Source organism: Sulfurospirillum sp. 1307, assembly GCF_054408545.1.
The window spans coordinates 89697-116246 of sequence record NZ_CP176011.1 but is presented as its reverse complement, the minus strand read 5'-3'; the positions used below and the strand labels follow the sequence as shown (position 1 = coordinate 116246).

Below are 26550 nucleotides of genomic sequence, written 5' to 3'. Positions count from 1 at the left end.
GCCTCTCAAAACAAAAGACCAGCTTCCGTAATAAGGCTGAAATTTTACCCAAATAAACAAACTTTGTCAAGCAAAAAAGCAAATTTTGTAAAATTTTTTATAAAATTTTACCTTCTAATATATCTATGATTGTTTTTGGTAAAAGTTCATGCTCAATTTTGTGGATTCTATCTTCAAATTCTTCTAAATTCATACCTACTTTACTAAAACACTCTTGAGCTATAATATCTCCACCATCTAACTCTTCATTTACCCAATGAACACTAACTCCACCAACTTTCATATCACTATTAAAACTATCTTCTATCGCATGAGCTCCTTTAAATAAAGGAAGAAGTGATGGATGCAAGTTGATAGCTTTTATATTTTTTGTAAATTCTGGTGTTAGTATCCTCATAAAACCAGCAAGTACACTAAGTTCAGCTCCACTTTTGTTTATAATTTTTACCAATTCTTTATCAAACTCTTCTCTACTCTTAAAATTTTTATGTTCTACAATAGTAGTTTCAAGCCCAAACTTTTTTGCTCTTTCTATCCCAAAAGCATCTTTTTTATTGCAAATAAGACAAGCAACTTCTACTTTACATATAGAAAAACTTTTATTGTGAACTTTTTCTAAAATTTTTTCTAAGTTCGATCCACTTCCACTAAATAAGACTGCTATTTTTTTTGTAACCATTTTATACCTTCACATAAATCTAATGGATTTAATCCATAATTTGCATACTTTATTTTTTTTGCTGCTAGAGCATGAGCTAGGCTTGCGTTTATTGCACTCTCAATTGGGCTATAACCTTGTGCTAACATAGCACCAATAAGTCCTGCTAAAACATCTCCACTTCCGCCTTTTGCTAAGATGGATGAGCCAAGATTATTTATATAGATTATACCATTTTGAGCTATAAGAGTATTTGCTCCTTTTAACAACAATACAACACTAGGATATTTTAAACTAAATTTTCTTGCTAATTCAAATCTGTTGCTTTGTATTTCATCAACGCTGAAATCTCCAAAACCACTTATTTTCAAAAGCGAGCTAAACTCTTTTGGATGAGGCGTTAGTACTACTTCTTTATCTAAAAATTCTAAAACTAAATCTTTATAAAACATATCAGCATCAATTACTAAAGATTTACTATTTGCAAAATCTCTTAACTCTTCTTCTCTCCAAATATCTCCCAATCCCATTCCAAAAACCATTGTATTTGAAGTTTTAGGAACTACTTTGTTTTTCATCAAGAAAACTGGAAAATCAAACTCACTTTTACTAACTATACTTACTAACCCAGCTCCAAAGTTAAAAGCACTAGATGCCGCTAGTATAGATGCACCTACCTTATCTCCAGCAATAATACTAACATGTCCATAACTTCCTTTGTTAGTCTTTTGTTTGTTCCTTAAAGGAAGTTTTAAATCACTTTTTTGCAATAAAAATGTTTTAGCTTCTCTCTCATAATTTTCTCTTGATATACCAAGATTGGCAACTTTTATTTTTCCTACAAAATCTTTTGCACTATCGCTAAAAAGTGATTCTTTTAAAGCTCCCATTGTAATTGTTACATCTGCTTTAAAGCATTTGCTTTTTATATTTCCCATAAAATCAATTCCAGTTGGAATATCACATGCAATTTTTTGTCCATCTTTTGCATTTACTTTATCTATGATATTATTTACTTCTTCACTAAGCTCTCTTTTAAGGCCAGAGCCAAATAAACAATCTATAAAGGCATCTGCCTTAATTAACCTATCAACTTCTTTAACCCCTAGAACTCTAGCTCTTTTTAACTGAAGCTTGGCCATGGGTGATTTTACTCCAAGAGGAATATAGATATGTACTTCATAATCTTTATCCAACATCCTAGCACATGTAATTCCATCAGCCCCATTGTTTCCAACGCCACATAAAAATAAAACTTTGCTATTTTTGCTAACTCTTTTTTTAATCTCTCTTGCTAAAGCACTTGCAGCTTGCTCCATCAGTAAGTCTTCACTTAAATAAAAATCATCATAACATCTCTTATCTAAACTGCCAACTTCAAAAAACACTTTTTCCATCATCGCCTCCTAAAACTTAGGGCTTCAAGTATATGCTCTTTTTTTACCATTTTGCATTCTTCTAAGTCTGCTATACTTCTTGAAACTGATTTTATCTTGGCTACACTTCTATGTGATAAGCCAAAGTTTTGAACTGCTTTATCTAAAACTTTTTTTGCTTCGCTATCTAGATTTACTATTTCTTCAAGCTCTTTTTCACTAAGCTTAGCATTAAACTCTACTTGATTTCTATTTTTTTGAAAAACAAATGCTTTTAAAACCTCTTTAAACATATCTTCCGAGCTTTTAGTTTCTATATCTTCGTACTCATCACTCATTTGTACATATAAATCAATTCTATCCAAAAGTGGCTCAGAAATACGATTTTTATATCTTTTAATTTCAAGTTCATTGCACCTGCATTCCTTGGTTGAGGATAGTAAATTTCCACAAGGACATGGATTAGCTGCAGCTGCGAATAGAAATTTCGTTTTATATTTGACTTTTGTATTAACCCTTGAAATTAGTATTTGATTATCTTCTAAAGGCTCTCTAAGAGCTTCTAATACACTTTTTGAAAAATGGGGAAATTCATCAAAAAAAAGTATGCCATTGTGTGCTAAGGCACATTCACCAGCATTAGATTTTGAACTTCCACCACCAAAAATACTCGGTTTAGAAGAGCTGTGATGTGGACTTCTAAAAGCTCTTGTTGGACTTAAATCTTTTTCTTCTCCCTCTAAACACTCATAAGCATTAGATTCTAACATCTCTTGCATACTCATTGGAGGAAGTATATATCTGAGCCTTTTTATACCCATACTCTTTCCACACCCAGGACTTCCTTCCAAGAATATATTATGCATACCAACCGCACTTATAACAAAAGCTCTTTTTAGCCTCTCTTGTCCTTTTAAATCTTTAAAATCCAATTCAAAATTTTTTGTATAAAAATATTTGTTATTATTGATTTCTAAAATATTTTCATGCAAAAAACTTTCATCATTTTTTATCTCTATCTCTCCTTTTAAAAATCCAATAGCTTCGCTTAAACTTCCAACTCCATAAGCTTTTACATTTGGAATTTGAGATATTTTTTTTGTCATACTTTTAGGAACAATTACCTCCAAATCTTGCATAGATGAAGCTAGGCTTAAAATAATAGGAAATATACTAGTAGTTGATTTTACATCTCCATCTAGTCCTAATTCTCCAAAAATATAAAAATCTCTACATATAGTCTCTTCTTTTTGAAAATAAAGAAGTAATGCAATCCCCAAATCAAAATGACTTCCTTCTTTTTTTAAATCACTAGGAGATAAACTTACAGTTATTTTTTGGGGAGGAAATTTGTATTTTATGTGAGACAAGGCTGCTTTAATTCTATCTTTTGACTCTTGAATAGATTGAGAAGCCATTCCTACTATACTAAAAGCAGGAAGAGCTCTTATAGTGGCTGATTCTACTTCTACTTCATAAGCTTTATTATGTAAAAGAGTAGCACACTTAAATTTATTCACATTACCTTCTTGCTTTTAACTTCTTTTTCCACTCTTTTTCAAATTTTTTTCTCTTTAAATATGAAAGTTTTTCTATAAATAATCTTCCATTTAAATGATCACTCTCATGCTGAAAAGCAATAGCCATAAGACCATCTAGCTCTTTTTCAATCTTATTACCATATCTATCATAGTATCTAACTTTAATTTCTTTATATCTCTCTACCTCATCATAGTAGCTAGGAACACTAAGACATCCTTCTTGATAAGTTGTAACTCCATCGCCCTCTAATATAACAGGATTTATAACTTCAACTAAATCTTCAGGATTTTGATTACCATCCTCATCTGTTAGATTAATGATAAGCACTCTTTTAGCAACCCCTATTTGAATTGCTGCTAATCCTATGCCATCTTTTGCATACATTGTATCTTTCATGTCTTCCAAAAGAGCATGCAATTCTTCATCAAAATTTTCCACATCCTTAGATACTTCTTTTAATTTTTTATTTGGATATACTAAAACTTCACGGACCATTTTATTTATTCTCCACTGCTTCTATTTCTTCAGGAATTTCACAAACCACATAAGATTCTAAATGTTTACCACTTTTAGGCAAAGCATCCAGAGCATAAGATATCAACTCTTCAGTGGTATAACCATTAAGAATAGGAACTATTGCTAGCTCAATATCAGTTTCAATTTCATTATCGCCTATAAAAAAACTTGTAGCATAGATAAGATCACTAATACGCTCACAAGCTCTACCTGCATTTGATATATCTGTATGCTTCATAAGCATTCCAAAAACACCATCACCATAGTGAGCTACAACATCACTTCTTCTTGATGTTTTTAAAAGTAATTTTGCAATATTTCTTGTAAGAATCATTCTGTCTTTTGCATTTACTATCTTATTTAGTATTGTATCTTTAATCTTTACTAAAACAATAGTACTTTTATGATTAAATTGCTCTATCGATTTACATTCACTAGCAATCGCTCTTAAAAAATATTTACGATTATATACTCCAAACCTAGAATCAAATATAGCTTTATCTTCTATCTCTTTTAGTATCTCACCTGTTTTTTCATAATGAGTTTTTAATGTATCAGTCTGTTTTGTCATAAGTTCAGACAATTTTTGCAAATCTTTATTTAAAGCAGATATAACATTTGAAACAGCTAACTGATTTGAATTTATTTCAAGTTCAGCAATTCTCTTTTTAATAATTTCCTTCATTACATTTATATTTTTATAAACTTTTGAAACTATTTGCATAATACCTTTTATCTGAATAAATCCCTCTTTAATGTCTCTTTCCATCTTAGCGCGATATTCATCATCATTTATATTTTCAGCTTCTAAAAGTTCATTTATACGTTTTCTAAAGGAAAGTGGTTTGTTTTCTAAAAGTTTTTCAAAATATATTTGAAAATTATTTGGTGTTGGAGGAATATTTTCATCCATCAACACCTTTAAAACATACATAGAGAATTTTTCAAGTTCGCCACTTACATTTTGTGGCTTAGTATTGGTTTCTTGTGCTTTGTTTTCCTCTACACTAGGACGTTTTCCTAAACCACTTTGTATTTTATTTTTATCCAAGCGAACCATCAAAATTCTCCATATACTATATTATTTAAAACTTTTTTCCAATACTTTATCAATCAAACCATATTCACAAGCCTCTTTTGAACTCATAAAAAAGTCTCTTTCTGTATCTTTTTCAATCTTTCTAAGAGTTTGCTTTGTATTTGACGCTAAGATTTCATTTAGTATCTTTTTAAGTCTTAAAATTTCTTTTGCTTGTATCTCTATATCAGTTGCTTGACCTTGAGCACCACCTAGTGGTTGATGTATCATAATCCTAGAATTTGGAAGTGCATACCTCTTGCCCTTAGTTCCACAACTTAATAAAAATGCTCCCATTGATGCAGCTTGACCAATACAAATAGTACTAATATCAGGTCTGATATAGTTCATAGTATCATAAATACTAAAACCACTAGTAATTACTCCACCAGGAGAGTTTATATAAAGATATATGTCTTTTTCAGGATCTTCTGCTTCTAAAAAAAGTAATTGAGCTACAATAGAAGAAGCAACAGCATCATTAATCTCTCCGCTAAGCATGATAATTCTATCTTTTAAAAGCCTAGAATAAATATCATAACTTCTCTCCCCTCTTCCACTCTTTTCAACTACAATAGGAACATAACTCATATTTTACTTCTTTTCACTAAAAAGTTTTGAGAATAATCTCTCTTCAATCAGACTCATTTTGATAGCTGGAAGAACACCTTGCTTTTCATAATACTCATAATAAGCTTTTGGATCTTGACCTTGTTGCATTGCTTCAAAATAAATCATTTGCATGATTTCATTATCATCTACTTTTATCTCTTCTTTTTTAGCCAATTCATCTACTAAGAAAGTAAGTTTTACTGATTCTGTTGCTGCTTTTCTAAACTCTTCTCTTTTTTCTTTTATTTTTTCTGGATTTTCTGAGTATTCTTTGATCTCATCTTCACTTAATCCTTGGAAAATATTTCTAACTTGTACATCTATCTCTTGTTCTACAATATTTTCAGGAAGGTCAAACTTGATATTTTCAACCAATGCTTCAACATATTTTGGTTTTACCTCATCAGCAAATACTTTTGAAAGTTTTTCATTTTTGATTTGCTCTTTTACTTCTGCTTCTAATTTTTCCATAGTTGGCTCTTCAACTCCTGGAAGAAGTTTTTTAAGAGTTTCTTCATCTGGTTTTTCAGGTATATCTTTTACTTTTATTTCATGAAGTTTTACTTTAAAAACTGCAGGCTTTCCAGCTAAATCTTTTGAACCATACTCTTTTGGGAAAGTAACTTCAATATCTTTTTCCTCACCAGCTTTCATGCCAATGATAGCATCTTCAAAACCAGGTATGAAAGAACCACTTCCAATTTCTAGTGAATACTTCTCAGCTTTTCCACCTTCAAAAGCAACACCATCAATAAATCCTTCAAAATCAATTAGTACAAAATCTCCATTTTGAACAGGTCTGTCTTCTTCAATCTCTTTTAGCGGAGCTGAAAGTTTTAGCATAGTATTGATTCTCTCATCAATATCTTTTTTCATAACTCTTGGAGTTTTATACTCAGGTACTAAATCTTTATATCCATCTATGTTAATTTCTGGACGAAAAGAAATTTTTATCTCAACTTCTAGTCCATCATCAACTTTTTCAAATTTAGAGATAGTTGGCTCACCTACAATTCTTTCTGGTTTTTCACCAAGCTCTTCTAATGATTTATTTAAAAACTCTCTTAAAACCTCTTGTTCTGCATCTTGCTTGATTTTATCACCATGCATTTTCATAACAACATGTGGAGGAACCTTACCTTTTCTAAACCCATCAACCTTCATGTTTTTAGCTACTTCTTTAGCTATCTTATTTTGCTTTTCTTCTAAAAGCTCTTTGCCAATTTTTGCTTCTGCTTTGGCATTTGCACTATCAATTTTTTCTACTTTGATTTGCATATATTCCCTTTATAAATAAAAAATTTTTTTTAATATAGCAAAATTTTACTTTATATCCTATTATATTTATATTTTTTATCACTCAAAAAGGAAAATCAAGCTATAATCCAAACAAAAAAGATGAGTATAAATAATGAGCAAACAAGAAAAATTTGAAGAAGCAGTAAAAACAATGCTTGAAATTATTGGAGAAGATGTAAACCGTGAAGGTCTTATAAAAACTCCTAATAGAGTATTTAGATCATTCTTAGAAATGACAAAGGGATATCAGCAAGATCCATTATCAGTATTAAATGATGCGCTTTTTGAAACAGATAACGACCAAATGGTACTTGTTAAAAATATAGAATTTTATTCTATGTGTGAACACCACTTGCTTCCTATCATCGGTAGAGCACATGTTGCTTATATACCAAATGGGAAAGTAGTTGGACTTTCAAAGATTCCTCGCATGGTTGATATTTTTGCTAGAAGATTACAGATACAAGAGCAATTAACAGAACAAATTGCAGATGCTATTAATGAAGTAATTTCGCCAAAAGGAGTCGCTGTAGTTGTTCAAGCAAGGCATATGTGTATGGAAATGAGAGGAGTTGGAAAAACTCACTCAGCTACTACAACTTCAGCTCTTCGTGGTTCATTCTTAAGAAGCGATACAAGAAAAGAGTTTTTTGACATAATCAATTCTCCTGTGGAAGCTAGATATTAATGGCACTACATAGTTTCAAAGAGAGATTAAAAAAAGGAAATTTATCACCTAAATTTGGAACTATAAAAAAAATAAGCTCAACTACGATAGAAGCCGAGGGCTTAAGACCAAGTATTGGAGATATAGTAAAAATTATCTCTTTAGATGATCCAAATAAAAGTGAACTTGGTATGGTTACTGAGATTGATCAATACTCATTTTTTATATCTCCTTTTGGATTCATTGAAGGCTTTAAAAGTGGCGATAAAGTATTTATAAACGAACAAGGCATGAGTATACCTGTAGGAGATTCTCTTTTGGGAAGAGTGGTTGATCCATTTGTTAGGCCAAGAGATGGAAAACCTCCGATTGAGCCTAGTGTATGTTCTCCTATCATGAAAGCTCCGCTTGATCCTATGAAAAGAGGTTTGATTGATGAGCCTTTTAGTGTTGGTGTTAAAACAATAGATGCACTTTTGACATGTGGTAAAGGGCAGAAAATAGGAATTTTTGCAGGAAGTGGAGTTGGTAAATCTACTCTTATGGGAATGATTGTAAGAGGGAGTGAAGCTCCTATCAAAGTAATTGCACTAATTGGTGAGAGGGGAAGAGAAGTTCCTGAGTTTATTCAAAAAAATCTAGGAGGGGATTTAAGTAACACTGTTATCGTAGTTGCTACAAGTGATGATTCTCCATTGATGAGAAAATATGGTGCATTTAGTGCTATGAGTATAGCAGAGTACTTCAAAAACCAAGGTAGAGATGTTCTTTTCATGATGGATTCAGTTACTAGATTTGCTATGGCTCAAAGAGAAATAGGACTTGCTCTTGGAGAGCCTCCAACTTCAAAAGGATATCCACCTTCTGTTCTGGCATTACTTCCTCAGCTGATGGAAAGAGCTGGAAAGGAAGAAGGGAAAGGCTCAATTACAGCATTTTTTACTGTTTTAGTTGAAGGTGATGACTTAAGCGACCCCATAGCAGATCAATCAAGAAGTATACTAGATGGTCATATTGTTTTAAGTAGAGAAATGACAGATTTTGGAATTTATCCTCCAATTAGCATACAAAATAGTGCTTCAAGAGTAATGAGTGATGTTATAGAAGAACAGCATAAAATGTTAGCAATGAAATTTAAAAGGCTTCATTCTTTGTTAAAAGAAAATGAAGTACTTATTAGAATTGGTGCTTATCAAAAAGGAAATGACAGAGAATTAGACCAAGCAATATCGAAAAAAGATATAATGGAAAAATTTTTACAACAATCCCCTGAAGAGATAAGTAAATTTGATGAAACAATAAAGAAATTAAAACAAATTTTGGAGTAATTGCAAAATTTTATCATTATTTAATGAATAAAATAATAGTATTCAAAAAAAGTAATAGGATATTTTTTATCCTAATTAAACGGAGACAATAAAGAATGAGAGTTTATTTAGACAATAATGCAACTACAATAGTTGATCCAAAGGTTTTTGAGAAAATGGAGCCATTTTTTGTACAAATGTATGGAAATCCAAACTCATTACATCAATTTGGAAGTGAAACTCATCCTGCATTAAGAGAGGCAATGGATCATCTTTATGCTGGCTTAAATGCTAGTGATGATGATGATATCATAGTAACTTCATGTGCAACAGAAAGTAATAACTGGGTACTAAAAGGTGTATACCACGACCATATCCTAAATGGGGATAAAGACCATATCATAACAACTGAAGTAGAACATCCAGCTGTTATTTCTACATGTAAATTTCTAGAGACTTTAGGCGTAAAAGTAACTTATCTTCCTGTAAATGAAAAAGGTATCATAGAAGTTGAAAGCCTAAAAGAAGCCTTAACAGATACAACTGCTTTAGTTAGTGTAATGTGGGCAAATAATGAAACTGGTATGCTTTTTCCTATAGAAGAGATAGGGGAAATTTGTAAAGAAAAAGGTGTCTTATTTCATACTGATGCAGTTCAAGCAATTGGTAAAGTTCCTGTTGATTTGCAAAAAAACCATGTTGATTTCTTGAGCTTTTCAGCGCATAAATTTCATGGTCCAAAAGGTGTTGGAGGACTTTATATCAAAAATTCTCAACCATTAACAAGCTTACTTCATGGAGGTGAGCATATGGGTGGAAGAAGAAGTGGAACACTTAATGTTGCTGGAATTGTTGGAATGGGTGAAGCTATGCGTTTGGCTGTAAAATATCTTGATTTTGAAAAAAGCAATGTTAAAAAACTAAGAAATAAACTTGAAGATGAAATTTTAAAAATTGAAGATACTTTTGTAGTTGGTACAAAAGAAGAAAGAACTCCAAATACAATTCTAGTAAGCGTAAAAGGAATTGAAGGTGAAGCTATGCTTTGGGATTTAAACAAAGCTGGAATTGCTGCTAGTACAGGAAGTGCTTGTGCTAGCGAGGATTTGGAAAGCAATCCAGTAATGGAAGCAATTGGAGCTGAAGCTGATTTGGCTCACACTGCACTTAGACTTTCACTTTCAAGATTTACAACAGAAGAAGAAATTGATTATACAATTGAGGTATTAAATAAAGCAGTAAAGAGATTAAGAGCGATCTCAAGTACATATTCATATGCCCCTGAATGGCATAAGAGTGGATTATAGGAGAAAGAAATGGCAAAAAATAATTTAATAGGCGGTTCAATCTGGGAAGAGTACAGTCAAAAAGTTCAAGATTTGATGAATAACCCACAAAATATGGGTGAAATAACCGAAGAACAAGCAAATGAAATGGGCTGCAAACTAGTTGTGGCTGATTTTGGAGCTGAAAGTTGTGGGGATGCTGTAAGATTATACTGGGCAGTAGATCCTGATACTGACATCATAAAAGATGCAAAATTTAAAAGCTTTGGTTGTGGAACTGCAATCGCTAGTAGTGATACTATGGCTGAACTTTGTAAAGGGAAAACTGTTGATGAGGCAGTTAAAATTACAAATATAGATGTTGAAAAAGCAATGAGAGATGAACCTGATACTCCAGCTGTTCCACCCCAAAAAATGCATTGTTCAGTTATGGCATATGATGTTATAAAAGCAGCTGCGGCTAGTTATAAAGGTGTTGATGCTGATAGTTTTGAAGATGAAATCATAGTATGTGAGTGTGCTAGAGTAAGTCTTGGAACTATAAAAGAAGTTATTAAACTAAATGATTTAAAAACAGTAGAAGAGATTACAAACTACACAAAAGCTGGTGCATTTTGTAAATCATGTATCAAACCAGGTGGCCATGAAGAAAGAGAATGGTACTTAGTAGATATCTTAAAGCAAACTAGAGAAGAGATGGAAGCAGAAAAACTTGGAAATCTTGCAGATGCTAAGATAAATGGTACAAGTGAAGAAATTCCTTTTGAAGAGCTAAGTGTAGTTCAAAAACTTAAAAGAATAGAAGCCGTTATAGATGAAAATATTCGTCCTATGCTAGTTATGGATGGTGGTAACTTAGAAATTATCGATATAAAAGATACTGATGATGGAAACACTGATGTATATATAAGATATCTTGGTGCATGTAGTGGATGTGCAAGTAGTAGTACAGGAACTCTATTTGCAATAGAATCTATGCTACAAGAGAAATGCTCTAAAAATATTAGAGTTTTACCAATCTAAAAAACTTTACATGTAGGATATTTCTATATCCTACATCTCTTCCAATTTTTTCAAATCTATTGTAAAATATCCTTTTAGCTAAAGGATTATATGTGGACAATAATATGACAACTCTGTTTCATATGTTTTTAAATTCATATGAAAACTACAAAGACAAAACCTCTTTTATTTATAGAGTAGATGAACAACTTTTTAATGTAACTTATGAAAAATTATTTGAAGATGTTTTATTGCTCTCAAGAGCCTTTGTTTCAAAAGGCATTGATAAAGGCTCAAAAGTCATGTTCTTAAGTGATAATAGATATGAGTGGATGGTTACAGACTTAGCTTTAATCTCACTAGGAGCCATAAGTGTTCCTAGAGGAAATGACACTCCAACTGAAGAGCTAAAATACATCATGTCACATAGTGAGTCTAAGTATTTAATCTGCGAAACCCAAGCCATTTATGAAAAACACAAAGATATGTTAAAAGAGTTAAATTTAAAAGCTATTTTTATCATCCAAGCAGATAATATCCACTCCTTTTTTGACAACACTTTCTCATATAATGATTTATTAAAAAATAGAGAAATTTTTGATAATGATATAGATGATTTTTTCTCTCTTAAGGAAAATCTTAACAGTGATGATATTTTTACACTAATTTACACATCAGGCACAACAGGAACTCCAAAAGGTGTTATCCTGACACATAAAAATATAATGTATAATATAAGAGAATTACCCAAACTAATTGCTCTTAATAGTGATGATGTTTGGGTTTCAATTCTTCCTGCTTGGCATATCTTTGAAAGAGCAGTTGAGTATCTAAGTATCGCTTATGGATGCTGTATAGTTTACTCAACTATAAAAACTTTCGCAAGTGATTTAGAAGAGTTTAAACCTACACTTGTGGCAACTGTTCCTAGACTTTGGGAGTCAATGTATACTAAGATTAATAATACCCTAGAAAAACAAGACCCTAAAAAAGCAAAAATTTTTAAAAAATTAGTTAGTATCTCTACTCTTTACAACTACAATGAAAGAGTTATAAAAGATGAACTTCCAAAATTTAAAAGAGAGAATTGTTTTATCTTGATATATAAAAAAATAATAGCTTATTTTAAACTAATTGCTCTTTATTTACCTAATAAATTTGCAAAGAAAAAACTACAATTAGTACAGCAAAAGTTTGGAGGTAGACTAAGACTTGCTATTAGTGGAGGTGGCTCTTTACCTGATTATTTAGATGAATGGATAGATGCTATAGGAATACGCATTGTAAATGCGTATGGTATGACAGAGTGTGCTCCTGGAATTGCTGGAAGAGCACTAAACTGTAATACTTTTGGAACACTAGGTTTACCTCCTCTTGGAACTACTTTAAAAATAGTAAATGAATTTGAAGAAGAACTACCAGCTGGTGAAGTTGGAGAAATTTATGTAAAAGGTGATCAAGTAACTCCTGGATATTATAAAAATGAAGAAGAAAACAAAAAAGTATTTACACCTGATGGATTTTTTAGAACTGGAGATTTAGGCAAACTAACTATAAATGGTGAATTAATTATCACAGGTCGCTCTAAAGAGATTATTGTTTTAGCAAATGGAGAAAATGTAGATCCAAGTAGAATAGAATCAGCAATTTCTCATCTTCCTTTTATAAACGATGCCGTACTAGTAGGACAAGATAAAAAAGGTTTGGGGATGCTAGTAGTTCCCGATTTTGAAAAGCTAAAAGAGTATATTGAGGATAATTTCAACAAAGCAGTTACCTCAATGGAAAACATGCTAGATGATGCAGAGGTATTAAATAAAATCAAAAAAGACATGAACGACCTACTTAATAACAAAAAAGGCTTTAAACCATTTGAAAAGCTTCAAAACATTCACTTTCTAAGTGATGAATTTAAACCTGGAGAAGAACTTACCAATACCTTTAAAAAGAAACGACATATCATAGAAAAAAAATACAAAGAGATAATTGATAAATTTTTAAAATGATTACTTATTCTCTTTCAATATCTCTTTAAAATCTTCTTCATTCCAACTACCAGGATAAGAATTTAGAAGATTTTTATTTTTGTCCAATACAAAAAAACTTGGTGTAATTTTTTTATAGTTTTTTTCTAAAATTGGTGGTAATTTTTCTTTATCAACATCGATTTCTAAAAATATGTAGTTTTTTGATATCATCTCTTGTATATTTTCTTTTGATAAAACTTCTTTGTACATTTTTTTACAAAAGTGACATGTTTCACTCATAGCTTCAACCATAACTAGTTTATTCTCTTTTTTTGCTAAATCAAATGCTTTATTGATATCTTTAACTTTCAAATTTTTTGGCTTTTTATTTTTTTTATGATATTTTCTATATTCAAAGAGAAAATCAGCAATATTTTCAATCTCTTCTTCGCTAATCTTTCCTTTCATGCTCTCTTTTTTATCATAATACTTTGATATCAAAGGATCACAAATACTATCTTCTTTATTTGGATTATATAAATAATCTTTCATAAACTCCGTAATCTCGTACTTTTGCATCTCAGGATCACTTTTATCTCCTACATGTAAAGGACTATCTTTAAGAGCATAAGCAAGCATATTTACAGTAGGTACTCTCAGTTTTAATAGTTCATTGTTCTTTTCATAAAAATTAATTTTTAAAATTTTGGGGTCTATATGTTTCCCATGGCAACTACTGCATTTTTCTTGAAAAATTTTTTTACCAGTTCCATAATCAGCCAACAAAGAAATACACAAAAACAAAATTATACTAATAAGGCGAAACATCAATCCATCCTTCAGCAACCCTTTCAATCACTTCAGCTATACCAATTTGCACATAATCAACACCACTTATAAACTCAGTTTTTTTCCATCCCATTGTATCCATTGTATTTTTACAAACTATAAATGAGATAGTATCATATATCATTAAAGATTTTATTCTTGAAATAACATCAGGATTATAATCTTTTCTTAATGCTCTTATACCATTTGCATAAAATACAATTTCTACATGTAAAGCTTCTTCTGGATATCCTTTTAGAACATTGTTGATGGCATTTAATATATGATTCATTTTTTCTTTTTCACTACTATTGACTTTTATAAGCCACTTTCTTGGATTCTCAAAATCAGGCTTTGGATCTGCAAAATTAACCTGAGCAAAACTCATTATGCTAAGTAGAAGAATTAAAAATATTTTTTTCATTTTTGCGCCTTTTTATTGCCATTCTAATTGGTCAAAATAGTTTCTTGCATTTCTCATATATAATTCATCATAATGAGGTATGCTTTTAAACTTATCTGTTTTAATATTTTTTGATAAATCTGCTGGATCTATATCTTTTTCATAAGCAATACTTACTTGTTTTTTTAACATTTTTAAATACTCTAAAGTAGGCTTATATGAATCTTTTGAGAAATCATCTCCATGTCCACCTAAAACAAACTTTGCTTTTAAATTTTCTATACTTTCTAATGCTTTTATCCAGCCATCCATATTACTATCACTTGCATAATTTACAAATCTTCCATTAAAGATTATATTTCCTGCAAAAACGAAACTATCTTTAGGAGAATAAACTATAAGGTCAGTTGCACTTTGTGAACCTTCACTTGGCTTTATAATTTTTAAATCTTTATTTTTTCCATTTATAACATACTCATCTTTCACACCAATATCTGCATATACTATTTTTGTATTTTTTATCAAATCAGATGGTAGGTTATCTAGTACTCTTTTGTACTTTTCTTTATGCTCATCAATTGTTTCATTTAAATTTTCTGCTCCAGTTACTTTTACACCTTTTTCTTTAAAGTAAGAGCTTCCAAGAAGTCTATCATCATGATAATTAGTAACTACAACATATTTTATAGGTTTAGATGTATTTTTGTGGATAAACTCATCTAACTCTTTAGCAAAGTTATAAGTAGCTCCACTATCTAAAAGTACCAAAAAATCACCCATATCAACATAACAAACATTAGATACAAAACCTTTGTTTGATTTTAAAACAGGGTTATAATCTCCGATAACACAGCTTATATCTTTTGTTATATTGACTGGCTCAAAAGTAAAAAACTTAGCAAACAACACAATAGGAAAAACCAACAAATAAAACATCTTTTTCATTCACACGCTCCTAATCTACATGTAGGGCTTTAAAGCCCTACAAATCATTATCTTTTATACAAACTCAAATCAATACCAGGATTACCCTTTACTCCAATTATATCTGGTGTTTCAAGCTTTAAGTTTTTGATGTGCTTATGATCTTTTAAATAAGTACTAACAGTTTCCCAAACAGGTTCTCCATCACTCTTGCTTCCAACAGTTGACCAACCAGCTAGCTTATACATTTTGTTAGCTTCTAGTTTTGCTCCGTTGCTAAGTTCAACATTTGTAATTCTTTTGCCAATTTTTTGTCTTGGATCAATCCTATAAGAAAGTCCTCCTGTTCTTACCATATCTCCACCTTGTTGTAAAAATGGATCTTCATTAAATAAGTTATCAGCAACATCTTCCAAGATATTATGGATATCACTTCCTTTAACTTCTCTAACATAAGTCTCAGGATATGTCATAGATGTTTGATTCATCAAGTCATCAAATGTGATTTGACCTCCAGGAAGGATTGATGTTCCCCATCTAAAGCCAGGAGACATAGATATATCAGCTCCTTTAACTTCCCTTAGAGCATTACATATAATTTGATCAAATGTTCCATTGAAGTTACCCCTTCTATATAGCAGTTCATCAGTTGTTGCTAATACTTGATTTAATTTATCAACATAAGGTGCTCTTACATCATCTATATATTTTTGCATCTTCTTATCAGCAGGAACTAAATCAGAAAAAACAGGAAGAAGTGTAAATCTAAAATCTCTTACTCTTTTATCTTTGATATCTATATCTAAAACCCCAATAAACTTTCCATTTGAACCTGAGTTTATTACATGAGTAACTCCACCAGCATTATTAACCGGCCAAGCTTCAGGAACAGCATCATGAGTATGACCACCTAAGATAAAATCAATTCCACTTACAACTGAAGCCATTTTTTTATCAACATCATATCCATTATGAGATATAACAATGATAGCATCAGGTTTTTCTTTTTCTCTTACTTCATTTACCAACTCTTGCATTTCATCAGGTCGTATTCCAAAAGTCCAATCTGGAATAAATCTTTGAGGATTTGCTATCGTAGTATATGGGAATGCTTGTCCAATAACCGCAACATTATTATCGCCCATTTTTTTCATTACATATGGTTTAAAAGCATGTCCTGTATCTTCATCGTATGCTTCTACACCATCCATTAAAGACTCATCTTTAACATAAACATTTTGAGCAACAAAATCTGCTTTAAGCATTTTTATGTTTTCTAATATCTCTTTATCTTTATATGTAAATTCCCAATGTCCTGTACAAACATCAACACCCATAAGATTTAAGGCTTCTACCATATCTTTACCACGAGTATATAGTGATGTAGCACTTCCTTGCCAAGTATCTCCACCATCTAAAAATAGTGTTTTTTCATGCCCATAATTACCACGAAGATAATCTATCATAGTTTTCATATGAGCAAAACCACCTATTTTGTGAAATCTCTTTGCATTTTCCACATAATTTACGCTACTCAAAGCAAATTCTGCTCTTGAATTTGATTTTATTCCATATCTTTTGTTGAAATGATGTCCAACAATATGAGGTGGCTTACCAAAGTTAGAATAAAGGCCAAGATTTACACTTGGCTCTCTAAAATGCACTGGTAAAAGTTGTGCATGTGTATCTGTTATATGTAAAAACCTTGCATTTCCAAAGTTTTTAATTTTATAATAATCCTCAACATCAGCTATCTCATAAACTTTATCATGTGATTTTGCAAACAATGATGAAGTTCCTAAAACTGACATCATATAAAGGAATTCTCTCCTATTTAATGAACTCATCTTATCCCTTTACCTTTTACTGTGGTACAGCGTTACGCCAAGTTTTTTCAGCTTCTTGTGCTTGAATTTCAGCTTGATCTGCTTCATAAATAGCCTCGTTTGCATAAGCTAGTGCATTCTTACTATCACCTTTTTTTGCAAACTCTTTAGCTTTTTTTATTTTTGCTTTTGTTTTTTGCCAAGCAATACCTTCTTCATGAACTTTTTTATATTTCATCTCGGCAACACTTATTGCTTTTGATACATCTGTTATCTGAGATGAACCGGAGTTAGAATAACCCATGTTTGCACATCCAGTAAAAATAAATGCTCCTGCTATAATTGATAATAAAAGTACTTTTTTCATTTTTATCCCCTATTTTCTTGTATCTGGTCCATTTAATTCAAGACCATTTGACATATAAGTAACAAAGTACTCAAGTTGCTTAAGAGCTTTAGATTGTAGTGCTGGTTTTTCTGAACCAGTATCTTTAACACATCCAGCCAATCTTCTTTGTAAAGTTCCAAGCCCGCCCCATTTTAATCTATAAACTGGGAAATGACTAACTGCACCAAGTATTGGGCTGAGTCCTTCTCTTCTAATTCTTTGGCCTGAGCCTTGTACATGGCACTCTGCACAATTTAGATAAAAATACCCTCTTTGTTTATAAAAAAGTTCTTTTCCAGCTTGATATGCTTTTGCAGCATTGGCACTTGGTATTTTTATATCTATTTTTTTGCCACGAGACTCATAAGCTATATAAGCAATAACCTTAGCCATATCCCCTTTTCCATACTTCAGAGGTTTCTCACCATTTTTAACTCTACACTCATTAACAGCTTGTCCAATTGTGATAACTTCTTCTCTTTTAGTATCATAGTATGGATAGTTTTGTTTTATCGCAGGATCAGGAAAACAGCTAGAATAAGTTTTACCATTTGCAAATGGTTTTTCCCATAACTCTTTTCCTTCATCAAGAGGTATTTCATATGGTGGAAATTCATTGATTTCTGCCATTTGATCTCTTGTTGGCTTGTACCAAGCAGCTGTACCATTGACAAAGTCTTCTAATTTTAGAGGATATATATAATCTTTCTTTATCTCTGCTTCCTCTACATATGGAAAATACTGTGCTTGATTTTTAATTGGATCTTCAAATTTCTTCAAAAAATACTTTTGCATAGCAATTCTGTCTTTTTCAGCTTGAGCATTAAACTCACTAGCATACACAACACTTCCTAGTGCTATGATCAGAGCTGAAGTTTTTATAATTTTACCTAACATATAATCTCCCTTAAGTATTTTAGATATTATTTTAATTTAATATCTTTTTTCTCTGTTGCACCTGTATTGTCACTCCACTCAACTGTAATCATATCACCCTTTTTTGCACCTTTAAACGCAAACTTTATATATGGATTTTTTGATATTGCAGATGTTGGATACATATCATATACCAATTTATCACCATGTTTTACAGTTAAATGATTGATATATTTTGAAGGTTTTTTACCACCAGCAATTTTTCCTGGTTCCATTGGATGCTTAATCAATAATTTTACAGTTGCTACATCTTTTTTTACTTTTGCTATTGCTTTTATTCCCATTTTAATTCTCCTAAATTATTTATATATTTTTATTTGTTTATTTTCTTATCAACCACCACAACCGCCAACAGTTACTTTAACCTGTTTAGTTGTTTTGTGTAATACTCCATTTGCATCTTCTACTATCAACATAACATCACCAGTTTTTCTCATTTTGATTCTTGTTGAAAACTTTGGAATTGTTCCTTCTTGTACTTCCCAAGCAGCAACTAATGGATGAGGATTTCCAGCCACTACTATTGCCATAGTTTTTACATTATCCAAATCACTTGAAACTGTAACAGGAACAGCTGCTCCATTTTCTGCAATATCTGGTACTTTTAAATTTGCTTTTCCATCATTAACACTATCTGTTTTTCCATATAGATTTTTAATAGCTCCATCAACAGTTTTGTCTTCAAATGCCGCTGGATGCTCTTTTAGTATATTTGCATTTGCAGCTACACTAAATGCCACAGCACTAAAACTTAATCCTAAAAATTTTCTTCTTTCCATTTTTATCTCCTTATTTTGCTTTTGTTACTTCTTGAAGGTATGTTACTACTGCTTCAACTTGCTCTTTTGTAATTTTGTGATTTCTTCCCATTGGTGGCATTATAGTATTTGGGTTTGTTTTATTTGGATCCCAAACTTTCTCTACCAAATAATCCCTTGGATAAGTGTCTAGATTTGCTAGTTTTGGTCCCAAGCTTCCAGTTTGAGGAATGCTACTATCACCTTGAACTGCATGACAAGCCAAACAGTTACCTAGTTTTTTTGTTACAAATACTTTTCTACCTTCTTTTATCATATCTTCCTTGCTCATTGTCCCCGCATTTGCAGTTGAGACAAGCATAGCAGCAGATATACTAAAAAATGCAATTTTTTTAACTAAGCCCATATTTTCTCCTTTTATTTGCTTTTATCAATCATATATTTGACAATATCTTTAACAAGCTCATCACTAAGTGATTCATCTCCACCTTTTGGTGGCATTGCATTGTATCCGTGTATTGCATGATCAAATATAGTTTCAATTTTTTGTTTTCTTACCTTAGCCCAAGCTTCTTTATCCCCAACTTTAGGAGATCCGGCAAGTCCAGAATCATGACAGCCGGCACATGTATTTTCATATGCACTCTTTATAGCGCTATTTTCTTCTTGTGCTTTTGCTTTTCCAAAGTACCATCTTTCTTCACCAAACTCAGGTTCAACAACTGTTCCATCAGTTTGAATTCTCATAATTTTCATTTTAGAAGTATCAATACAATTTTCCATACATCTAGTATTTTTAGTATCACTTACTCTAAGATTGTTATATTCAAAGCCTTTTTCATTTGGTAAATGAACAGATTTTATAAAATTGGCATCTATAATAGTGTCATCTTCTATATCTTTTCCATTTACTTGTATTTCGTTTAGTTGGAGTAGATAACCTAAGATTCCATATACCTCATCATTACTTAACGATTTTGGAGAAGAAAGTGGCATAGCAGTTTGGATATACCAAAAGAATGGCGCTATATATGGTGCATAACTTCCTAATGTTTTTAAAGGTCCTGGATCTCCTCCGGTTTTAGGATGCAAAGTTAAAGTACCCTGTCCACCTGCTAAAACAGGAAATCTATCAACACCTTCGCCAAAATCACCATGACAAGTTGCACACTTTGCTATGAAAACTTCTGAGCCTTCTAAAACACTCATACTTCCTTCAGGAAGTCCTTTACCATCTGGTCTTACATCAGTATCCCAAGCTTTAACTTGTTCTTTTGTTGCTTTTTCACCAAGGTTATAGCCTTTACCACTATATGGTGAATGATATACATGTTTAACTTTTATCTCTTGGTCGAGTATAATAGCTCCATCATTATTGATTTTTCTTCCATCCTTATCAACAGTTACACTTGGATAAGGATATTTATCTGGATCGATTGGAGTATAATCTTTTGCATTCAAACTACTTACAAAAACAATAGAGCTAGCAAGAAGAATAATTTTACGCATAGATATGTACATTATGCACCTCCCCATTTGGTTTAACTTCCCAAGTTTGAATTGCATTTCTATGGTAAACTGATTCTTTTCCACGAGCTGCTACTAACTGTTTAGCAGTTGGCTGAGTATATCCTGTTTCATCAGTTGCTCTACTTTGTAAAAGCATTGGTTTGCCATCCCACTCTACTTCAAGTGCAAATCTAGTAACAGCTTTTGGAAGAACAACACTTGTAAATCTAGCCTCTTTCCATGTTTTTCCACCATCAGTTGATACATCAACATGACTTATGGCGCCTTTACCTGACCAAGCAATACCTTCTACTTTAATTTTTCCATGCTTTTGTTCCGTCCAATCTCTCTCAGGACATGGAGAAGTGATAACTGAATTTGCTTCAAATGACCAGTTATACATCTTTGCATGGCCATCAGCTTGAAGCATAGTATACTTCGTACTTTCTTCTCTAACCATCCAAGATTTATCATCAAATTTTAAACGCTTTAGCCACTTGATTTGGATTGCTCCTTCCCAACCTGGAAGAAACAATCTTACCGGATATCCTTGTTCAGGTCTTAGGGCTTCTCCATTCATAGCATAAACAAGCATTGCATCATCCAAAACTTTTTCAATTGGAACACTTCTTCCAACTCCAGCTGGGTCTGAGCCTTCTGGAAACATCCATTTTGCATTTGGCTTTAGTCCGATATCTTCTAAAATAACTTTTAAAGGAACACCTGTCCATTCTGAACAACTGAGCATTCCGTGAGTTACTTGAAGCGAATCCATACCAGGGCCTCTCCACTCCATACCATTGTTTGCAGCACACTCAAAGGCATGAATAACACTGATACTTGGATACCTCATAATATCTTCAAGAGTTAAAATAACTTCTTTTTCAACAAGCCCATGAATCATCAATCTATACTCTTTTGGATTGATATCAATAACTCCACCATGACATCTTGTAAAATGAAGACCATTTGGAACAATGATTCCTTTTAAATCTTGCCATGGAGTAAAACTAATAGAAGCTTTTTTATCTGCAGTCAACCATGGTACCATTCTTCTTACAACATGAGCTTCATACTTAGATGGTACTCCATATGGATTTGCATTTATGTCTCTTCCCCACTTCAAACCCCACTCTGGGTTATTTGGTGGTAAGTTATTTGGATTTATCTCATACTTTGCTTCAAGCTTTGAGACACTTCCAATCGCAGCTGCTGCACTTACTGAAAAAAGAAAGCCCTTTTTTAAAAAATCCCTTCTACTTTTTTTAGGGATGTTTTCAAGCTCTTTTGCTACTTTTTTCTTTAACTCAAAAGTAGAAGAACTGTCTTCGTTTTCTACATCTATCACACTCAACATGACCTCCTTTTTCTCATCTATAAACTCTATATAGATTAAATCAATATTTAATTTGACACAATTTTGTCATTTAAAAACTTAATATAAAATTATATAAAATTATAAACAAATAAGTTAATATAATATTATTGAAGTTCAAAAGCCTTTATAATGGGAGTAAATTAGTCTTTTAATATATTTTTTATTTGATAAAAAGATATTTATTTTTTTCTAAATGCTACAACTTGTAACATTAGTATTTGTAATATAGCAATAATTTTGAAAAATTAAAATGTGGAAACAATTCCTCGTATGCCATTGACAAACATTTGAACTGAGAGCATCAAAAGTAACATACCCATAAGTTTTTCCAAAGCACTTAGCCCTTTTTCTCTAAGTACTTTATATAAAAATGAAGAAGAGTATAAAATCAAAGTAGAAAACAGCCATGCAAGTATCAATGAAACAAAAAGTGACCAAAAATGCTCACTATATGACCTTGTCATGACTAAAAGTGTAGCAAGTGCTGAAGGTCCAGCTATGAGAGGTATTGCTATTGGGACTATGAAAGGATCTTCTGAGCCGAACAAAGAGTGATTTCCTTTTTCTCCAGGAAAAATCATTTTTAAGGCTATAACAAAAAATATAACTCCTCCAGCAATAGTAACAGAAGGTGTTTCTAGATGAAAAACACTTAAAAATATATCTCCAAAAAAGAAAAACACAAGTAAAATTATCAAACCAAATATAGATTCTCTTAAAATTATAGCTTTCTTTTTACTTTTATCAACATTTTTTAGTATAGCTAAAAGTATAGGAACATTTCCAAAGGGATCAAGAATAAACATTAAAAGAACAGCCGTTCCTATTATCGAAAATTCTGCATGCATTTATAAGCTCCTATATACATTTATTTTTGCCAACATACCACTTTATAATCGATAAAGTTGTGTAATCCATCTCTCTTTGATCAAAAGGAATGGAATTAATCCTCATTTTTGAAATAATAATTATACTAATTAAAACAGTAAACAATAAAAACAAAAATCCAATCCAAAAGCTATAAAGATACCACCAAAAAAATCCTCCAACTAAAAAAGGAGCTAATAAAATGGCAGAGTATATAAAATATACTAAAAAGTTACACCAAAAACCCTTAATTTTTGGCATAACCTCAATAGCAAAATTGTTTTCGTTATCTAACATTATTTCTTATTTATTTCATATTTATAAAATTTAGAGGTATATCTAAATCCGCTTCCCTAAGCGCTTTTATAGACGCTTGTAAATCATCTATGCTTTTTCCTACAACTCTTACTTCATCTCCTCTAATTGAAGCTTGAACTTTGAGTTTTAAATCTTTTATTTTTTTTACAATCTTTTTTGCATCATCTTTACTAATTGTATCATTAATACTAGCAACAATTTTAACTCTTCCTCCTCCAACAATATCTCTGCTATGCTCTTTTATAGCTTTAGGAGAAATTCCTCTTTTTATTGCTTCGCTAACTAAAGCATCAAACATAGCTTCAGTTTTAGAATCAGTCGTGCTAATAAAAGTAATGCTTTTAGCTTTTTCGTTATAGTCAAATTCAGGATTTAAGCCTTTAAAATCCCAACGATTTGTTATAACTTTTTTTGCTTGTTCATAAGCATCTTTTAGTGTTTGCTTGTCAATTTCAGCTGTTATATCAAAACTATGCTCTTTTGCCATGTAATCTCCTTGTGATTTGTGTAAACTTGTTGCAAGCTAATTATATTGTAACAAGTCTTATTGATATATGAAACTACTTTGTATCTTTTTTGTGATATACTTTACCTCATACATCATTTAAAGGAAGACTAACTATGAGTGATATAAATTTTTTCGATTTATCTGACAACCAACAATCAAGTTGCTTTATAAAAATCTTATACCTTCTTTTTATCCCCTTGGTTATATTTTTAGCTATTATTGCTGGGTACTTTAACATAATACCTTTTAAAGTAGAAGTTCACAGTGTCTTTCTTATAGGAATTATTTTTATTTTATACCTATTTTTTTTAAGACATAATGCTTTTTATGCCTCTTGTAAGTTTCAAAATGAACTAAGACTTTTTAAAGAAGAGCTAAAAAACTATATACAAAAAAATAAACTAAACATAGGTGGTAAAGAAAAAGCAAATGCTCCATATGACTCATTTGCAAAAGAATATACTTCTTCTTTGAGAAACGAAAACTTTGCCAGTGTAGCAGCTGGAATTTTCCCAACCTTGGGGATTTTAGGTACTTTTATCTCTATTGCTATTTCGATGCCTGATTTTTCATCGAAAACTTCTGCTGTTTTAGAAAGAGAAATTTCACTTCTTTTAGGTGGTGTCGGAACTGCTTTTTATGTTTCAATTTATGGTATATTTTTATCAATTTGGTGGATTTTGTTTGATAAAGCTGGAATTAGTGCGTTTGAAAAAAGTGTAAATCACATAAAAAATACAACTAAATCACTTTTTTGGAGCAAAGAAGAGATAGAACAAACTTATTTTCAAAAAAGTATGGAAAATTTTGAGAGATTAAATAGTGTATTTGATAACTTGGCAAAAGATGAACTTGTAGAAAAGATGAATGAGACTTTAAACCAAAGAATAGAAATGTTTGACAAAATCATATCGCTAGAGCAAGAAAGCATCTCAAAGACTTCTAAACTCATGAAAGAAAATATTCAAATCGCAAATGAAGCACAAAAAACTCAACAAGAAATATTTGATGAGTTCAAAATGATGATAAATGAAGCTAAAGAAACTTCTTCAAAATTAGAAAAAAGCAATCTTTCTCTTGAGAGTATAGCTGATTCTTTAAAATCAAAAGAGGAAAACTTAGCACATATTGCAAATGCTCTAAAAAATATAAATGCTGAGAATATAGATAAGCTAAATGATGCAATAATTAAAAATTTTGAAGTTATGAAAAAAGATACAGACCAAATTGGTTGGGCATTTAACTCATATCTGAATGAATTTGATGAAAAGTTTTCCGATAGGCTAAAAAATACTTTGTTAACAATTGATAGTGAAGTCGCAAAAATAGTCAACTCCCTAATAGAGATCACAAAGAAAGTTTAAAATGTATCAAGACAATAAAAACAAAGAAGAAGCTCAAAACTTTTGGATTTCTTATGCTGATTTGATGGCTGGTTTGCTTTTTGTATTTATCTTGCTTGTTGGAGCAATTGTGATAAAATATGTTTTTATTCAAACTGACTTACAAGCCATAAGAACTGATTTAGAACAACAAAAAGCTGCACTTGGACTTAGTGAGAGTGCATTGGCTGATAAGAAAAAAAGATTAGAAGACATAAAAAATAAACTCAAAAATGCACAACAAGAAAATATGCACTTATCATTTCAATTAAGTTCTGCTCAAACAAAATTAAAAATGCTAAGCAAGGATTTAGAAAATACTAAAGATAAAAACCAAAGGTTAAATGACTTTATCGCCACAAAAATTGAAGAGATAGCTCTAAACAAAGAAGAAATCCAAAAATTAAAGGATTTGATATTTGATTATGAATTAAAAGAAAAAGAGCTAAAAAATAAAAATGATTTATTAAGTCAAAAGCTAAACGAAAAAGATAATATTTTGATTTTGAAAAATGAAGAATTAGCTCAACTTGAAAATACCCTTTTAATTCAAAGTAAAGAACATCAAAAACTAGTTGAAGAGCTAAATATCACAAAAGTAAAAATCAAAAACTTAACAGGAATCAGGATAAAGGTCGTTAAAAAATTAAAAGAGAAACTAGGCAAAAGTATAAACATTGACCCTAAAAGTGGAGCTATTGTATTTAATTCTAACATTTTATTTGCACAAGGAAGCTTCAAACTAAAAGAAGAATCAAAAAAAGAGTTAAGCAGTACCCTTCAAAGCTACATTAATGCACTTTTATTTGATGATGACATAAAACAATACATAGACCAAGTAATCATAGAAGGCCATACAAACTCTGATGGCTCATACTTATATAACCTTGAATTGTCTCAAAAAAGAGCATTGGAGGTTATGAAGTTTTTATATCAAAAATACCCAAAAGATAGTAAAATACTTAGAGAATACATAAGCGCAAGTGGTCGTTCGTACGCAAATCCCATCATGAAAAATGGTGAAGAAGACAAAGATGCCTCAAGAAGAATAGAGATAAAATTTAGGATAAAAAATGAAAAAGCAATCAACGAACTCAAAAACTTTTTGGGAAAATGATTATGTCTTAAAAACTTCTATCCAAAGAAAAAAACTTGAATCTTTAATAAAAAAGCATGCAGAAAAAAATGCATCTTTATTTGCCAAAATAAAAAAAT

General features: G+C 31.2%; 27 protein-coding genes. 7 read left to right on the top strand and 20 right to left on the bottom strand.

What is annotated here, in order from left to right; genetic code table 11:
* Window positions 1–97: 97 nt before the first annotated feature.
* From purN to tig, 7 genes are read right to left on the bottom strand one after another with little or no spacing between them, the layout of a single operon-like run.
* Window positions 98–679 (bottom strand): phosphoribosylglycinamide formyltransferase, encoded by a 582-nt coding sequence (gene purN / locus ACKGJI_RS00620; protein ID WP_458700638.1) that lies wholly within the window; start codon window positions 677–679, stop codon window positions 98–100.
* The gene (locus tag ACKGJI_RS00615) at window positions 661–2055 is read right to left on the bottom strand and encodes an NAD(P)H-hydrate dehydratase (RefSeq protein ID WP_458700637.1); all 1395 of its coding nucleotides are present in this window, start codon (window positions 2053–2055) and stop codon (window positions 661–663) included. The genes purN and ACKGJI_RS00615 overlap by 19 nt, the downstream gene beginning before the upstream one ends.
* Window positions 2055–3554: a YifB family Mg chelatase-like AAA ATPase gene (locus ACKGJI_RS00610; RefSeq protein WP_458700636.1), complete on the bottom strand. Its 1500-nt coding sequence runs from the start codon at window positions 3552–3554 to the stop codon at window positions 2055–2057. The genes ACKGJI_RS00615 and ACKGJI_RS00610 overlap by 1 nt, the downstream gene beginning before the upstream one ends.
* Before the next feature lies 1 nt (window position 3555).
* Complete coding sequence (gene def / locus ACKGJI_RS00605) at window positions 3556–4071, bottom strand: peptide deformylase (protein ID WP_458700635.1); 516 nt, start codon at window positions 4069–4071, stop codon at window positions 3556–3558.
* 1 nt (window position 4072) lies between these two features.
* On the bottom strand, window positions 4073–5152 hold the full coding sequence (locus tag ACKGJI_RS00600; RefSeq protein WP_458701673.1) for a GGDEF domain-containing protein: 1080 nt from the start codon (window positions 5150–5152) through the stop codon (window positions 4073–4075).
* A gap of 21 nt (window positions 5153–5173) precedes the next feature.
* A complete protein-coding gene (gene clpP / locus ACKGJI_RS00595) occupies window positions 5174–5761 on the bottom strand; it encodes an ATP-dependent Clp endopeptidase proteolytic subunit ClpP (RefSeq protein ID WP_458700634.1) in 588 nt (195 codons plus the stop codon).
* Window positions 5762–5764: 3 nt separating this feature from the next.
* On the bottom strand, window positions 5765–7060 hold the full coding sequence (gene tig, locus ACKGJI_RS00590; protein WP_458700632.1) for a trigger factor: 1296 nt from the start codon (window positions 7058–7060) through the stop codon (window positions 5765–5767).
* A 133-nt stretch (window positions 7061–7193) separates the two neighbouring features.
* Between tig and folE the strand changes: the two genes are divergently transcribed.
* The 5 genes from folE (at window position 7194) to ACKGJI_RS00565 (ending at window position 13349) form a co-directional block, all read left to right on the top strand.
* On the top strand, window positions 7194–7769 hold the full coding sequence (gene folE / locus ACKGJI_RS00585; protein WP_458700631.1) for a GTP cyclohydrolase I FolE: 576 nt from the start codon (window positions 7194–7196) through the stop codon (window positions 7767–7769).
* Window positions 7769–9076: a flagellar protein export ATPase FliI gene (gene fliI / locus ACKGJI_RS00580; protein WP_458700630.1), complete on the top strand. Its 1308-nt coding sequence runs from the start codon at window positions 7769–7771 to the stop codon at window positions 9074–9076. Before folE ends, fliI begins: the two co-directional genes overlap by 1 nt.
* A gap of 95 nt (window positions 9077–9171) precedes the next feature.
* Window positions 9172–10362, top strand: a complete 1191-nt coding sequence (locus ACKGJI_RS00575) for a NifS family cysteine desulfurase (protein WP_458700629.1) — start codon at window positions 9172–9174, stop codon at window positions 10360–10362.
* Between the two features lie 9 nt (window positions 10363–10371).
* Window positions 10372–11364, top strand: a complete 993-nt coding sequence (locus ACKGJI_RS00570; protein WP_458700628.1) for an iron-sulfur cluster assembly scaffold protein — start codon at window positions 10372–10374, stop codon at window positions 11362–11364.
* Between the two features lie 92 nt (window positions 11365–11456).
* Complete coding sequence (locus ACKGJI_RS00565) at window positions 11457–13349, top strand: AMP-dependent synthetase/ligase (RefSeq protein ID WP_458700627.1); 1893 nt, start codon at window positions 11457–11459, stop codon at window positions 13347–13349.
* On the opposite strand, the gene ACKGJI_RS00560 is transcribed toward ACKGJI_RS00565, so the two are convergent.
* From ACKGJI_RS00560 to ACKGJI_RS00500, 13 genes are all read right to left on the bottom strand, one after another.
* Window positions 13350–14138, bottom strand: a complete 789-nt coding sequence (locus tag ACKGJI_RS00560) for a thioredoxin fold domain-containing protein (RefSeq protein WP_458700626.1) — start codon at window positions 14136–14138, stop codon at window positions 13350–13352. It lies immediately after the preceding gene.
* Complete coding sequence (locus ACKGJI_RS00555; protein ID WP_458700625.1) at window positions 14122–14562, bottom strand: DsrE family protein; 441 nt, start codon at window positions 14560–14562, stop codon at window positions 14122–14124. Before ACKGJI_RS00555 ends, ACKGJI_RS00560 begins: the two co-directional genes overlap by 17 nt.
* Window positions 14563–14574: 12 nt before the next feature.
* On the bottom strand, window positions 14575–15486 hold the full coding sequence (locus tag ACKGJI_RS00550; RefSeq protein ID WP_458700624.1) for an MBL fold metallo-hydrolase: 912 nt from the start codon (window positions 15484–15486) through the stop codon (window positions 14575–14577).
* Between the two features lie 47 nt (window positions 15487–15533).
* Entirely contained in the window at window positions 15534–17312 is a 1779-nt protein-coding gene (gene soxB / locus ACKGJI_RS00545) for a thiosulfohydrolase SoxB (RefSeq protein WP_458700623.1), read from the bottom strand.
* Window positions 17313–17328: 16 nt separating this feature from the next.
* Complete coding sequence (locus ACKGJI_RS00540; protein WP_458700622.1) at window positions 17329–17658, bottom strand: hypothetical protein; 330 nt, start codon at window positions 17656–17658, stop codon at window positions 17329–17331.
* A gap of 9 nt (window positions 17659–17667) precedes the next feature.
* Window positions 17668–18576 carry a sulfur oxidation c-type cytochrome SoxA gene (gene soxA, locus ACKGJI_RS00535; protein ID WP_458700621.1) on the bottom strand — a complete coding sequence of 303 codons (909 nt, stop codon included), beginning with the start codon at window positions 18574–18576 and terminating at the stop codon, window positions 17668–17670.
* A 26-nt stretch (window positions 18577–18602) separates the two neighbouring features.
* Window positions 18603–18899: a thiosulfate oxidation carrier complex protein SoxZ gene (gene soxZ / locus ACKGJI_RS00530; protein ID WP_458700620.1), complete on the bottom strand. Its 297-nt coding sequence runs from the start codon at window positions 18897–18899 to the stop codon at window positions 18603–18605.
* Between the two features lie 48 nt (window positions 18900–18947).
* Window positions 18948–19394, bottom strand: coding sequence for a thiosulfate oxidation carrier protein SoxY (soxY, locus tag ACKGJI_RS00525; RefSeq protein ID WP_458700619.1), 447 nt, complete (start codon window positions 19392–19394; stop codon window positions 18948–18950).
* A 10-nt stretch (window positions 19395–19404) separates the two neighbouring features.
* Window positions 19405–19779 (bottom strand): sulfur oxidation c-type cytochrome SoxX, encoded by a 375-nt coding sequence (gene soxX, locus ACKGJI_RS00520; protein ID WP_458700618.1) that lies wholly within the window; start codon window positions 19777–19779, stop codon window positions 19405–19407.
* 11 nt (window positions 19780–19790) lie between these two features.
* A complete protein-coding gene (locus ACKGJI_RS00515) occupies window positions 19791–20882 on the bottom strand; it encodes a c-type cytochrome (protein ID WP_458700617.1) in 1092 nt (363 codons plus the stop codon).
* Window positions 20875–22230 carry a sulfite dehydrogenase gene (soxC, locus tag ACKGJI_RS00510; protein ID WP_458701672.1) on the bottom strand — a complete coding sequence of 452 codons (1356 nt, stop codon included), beginning with the start codon at window positions 22228–22230 and terminating at the stop codon, window positions 20875–20877. The genes ACKGJI_RS00515 and soxC overlap by 8 nt, the downstream gene beginning before the upstream one ends.
* Before the next feature lie 275 nt (window positions 22231–22505).
* Window positions 22506–23108 carry a MarC family protein gene (locus tag ACKGJI_RS00505; protein ID WP_458700616.1) on the bottom strand — a complete coding sequence of 201 codons (603 nt, stop codon included), beginning with the start codon at window positions 23106–23108 and terminating at the stop codon, window positions 22506–22508.
* A 326-nt stretch (window positions 23109–23434) separates the two neighbouring features.
* The gene (locus tag ACKGJI_RS00500) at window positions 23435–23932 is read right to left on the bottom strand and encodes a YajQ family cyclic di-GMP-binding protein (protein WP_458700615.1); all 498 of its coding nucleotides are present in this window, start codon (window positions 23930–23932) and stop codon (window positions 23435–23437) included.
* 134 nt (window positions 23933–24066) lie between these two features.
* Here ACKGJI_RS00500 and ACKGJI_RS00495 point away from each other — a divergent pair, with 134 nt between their 5' ends.
* On the top strand, window positions 24067–25317 hold the full coding sequence (locus ACKGJI_RS00495) for a MotA/TolQ/ExbB proton channel family protein (RefSeq protein WP_458700614.1): 1251 nt from the start codon (window positions 24067–24069) through the stop codon (window positions 25315–25317).
* A 1-nt stretch (window position 25318) separates the two neighbouring features.
* Window positions 25319–26452 (top strand): OmpA family protein, encoded by a 1134-nt coding sequence (locus ACKGJI_RS00490; protein WP_458700612.1) that lies wholly within the window; start codon window positions 25319–25321, stop codon window positions 26450–26452.
* The last annotated feature ends 98 nt before the right edge of the window (window positions 26453–26550 follow it).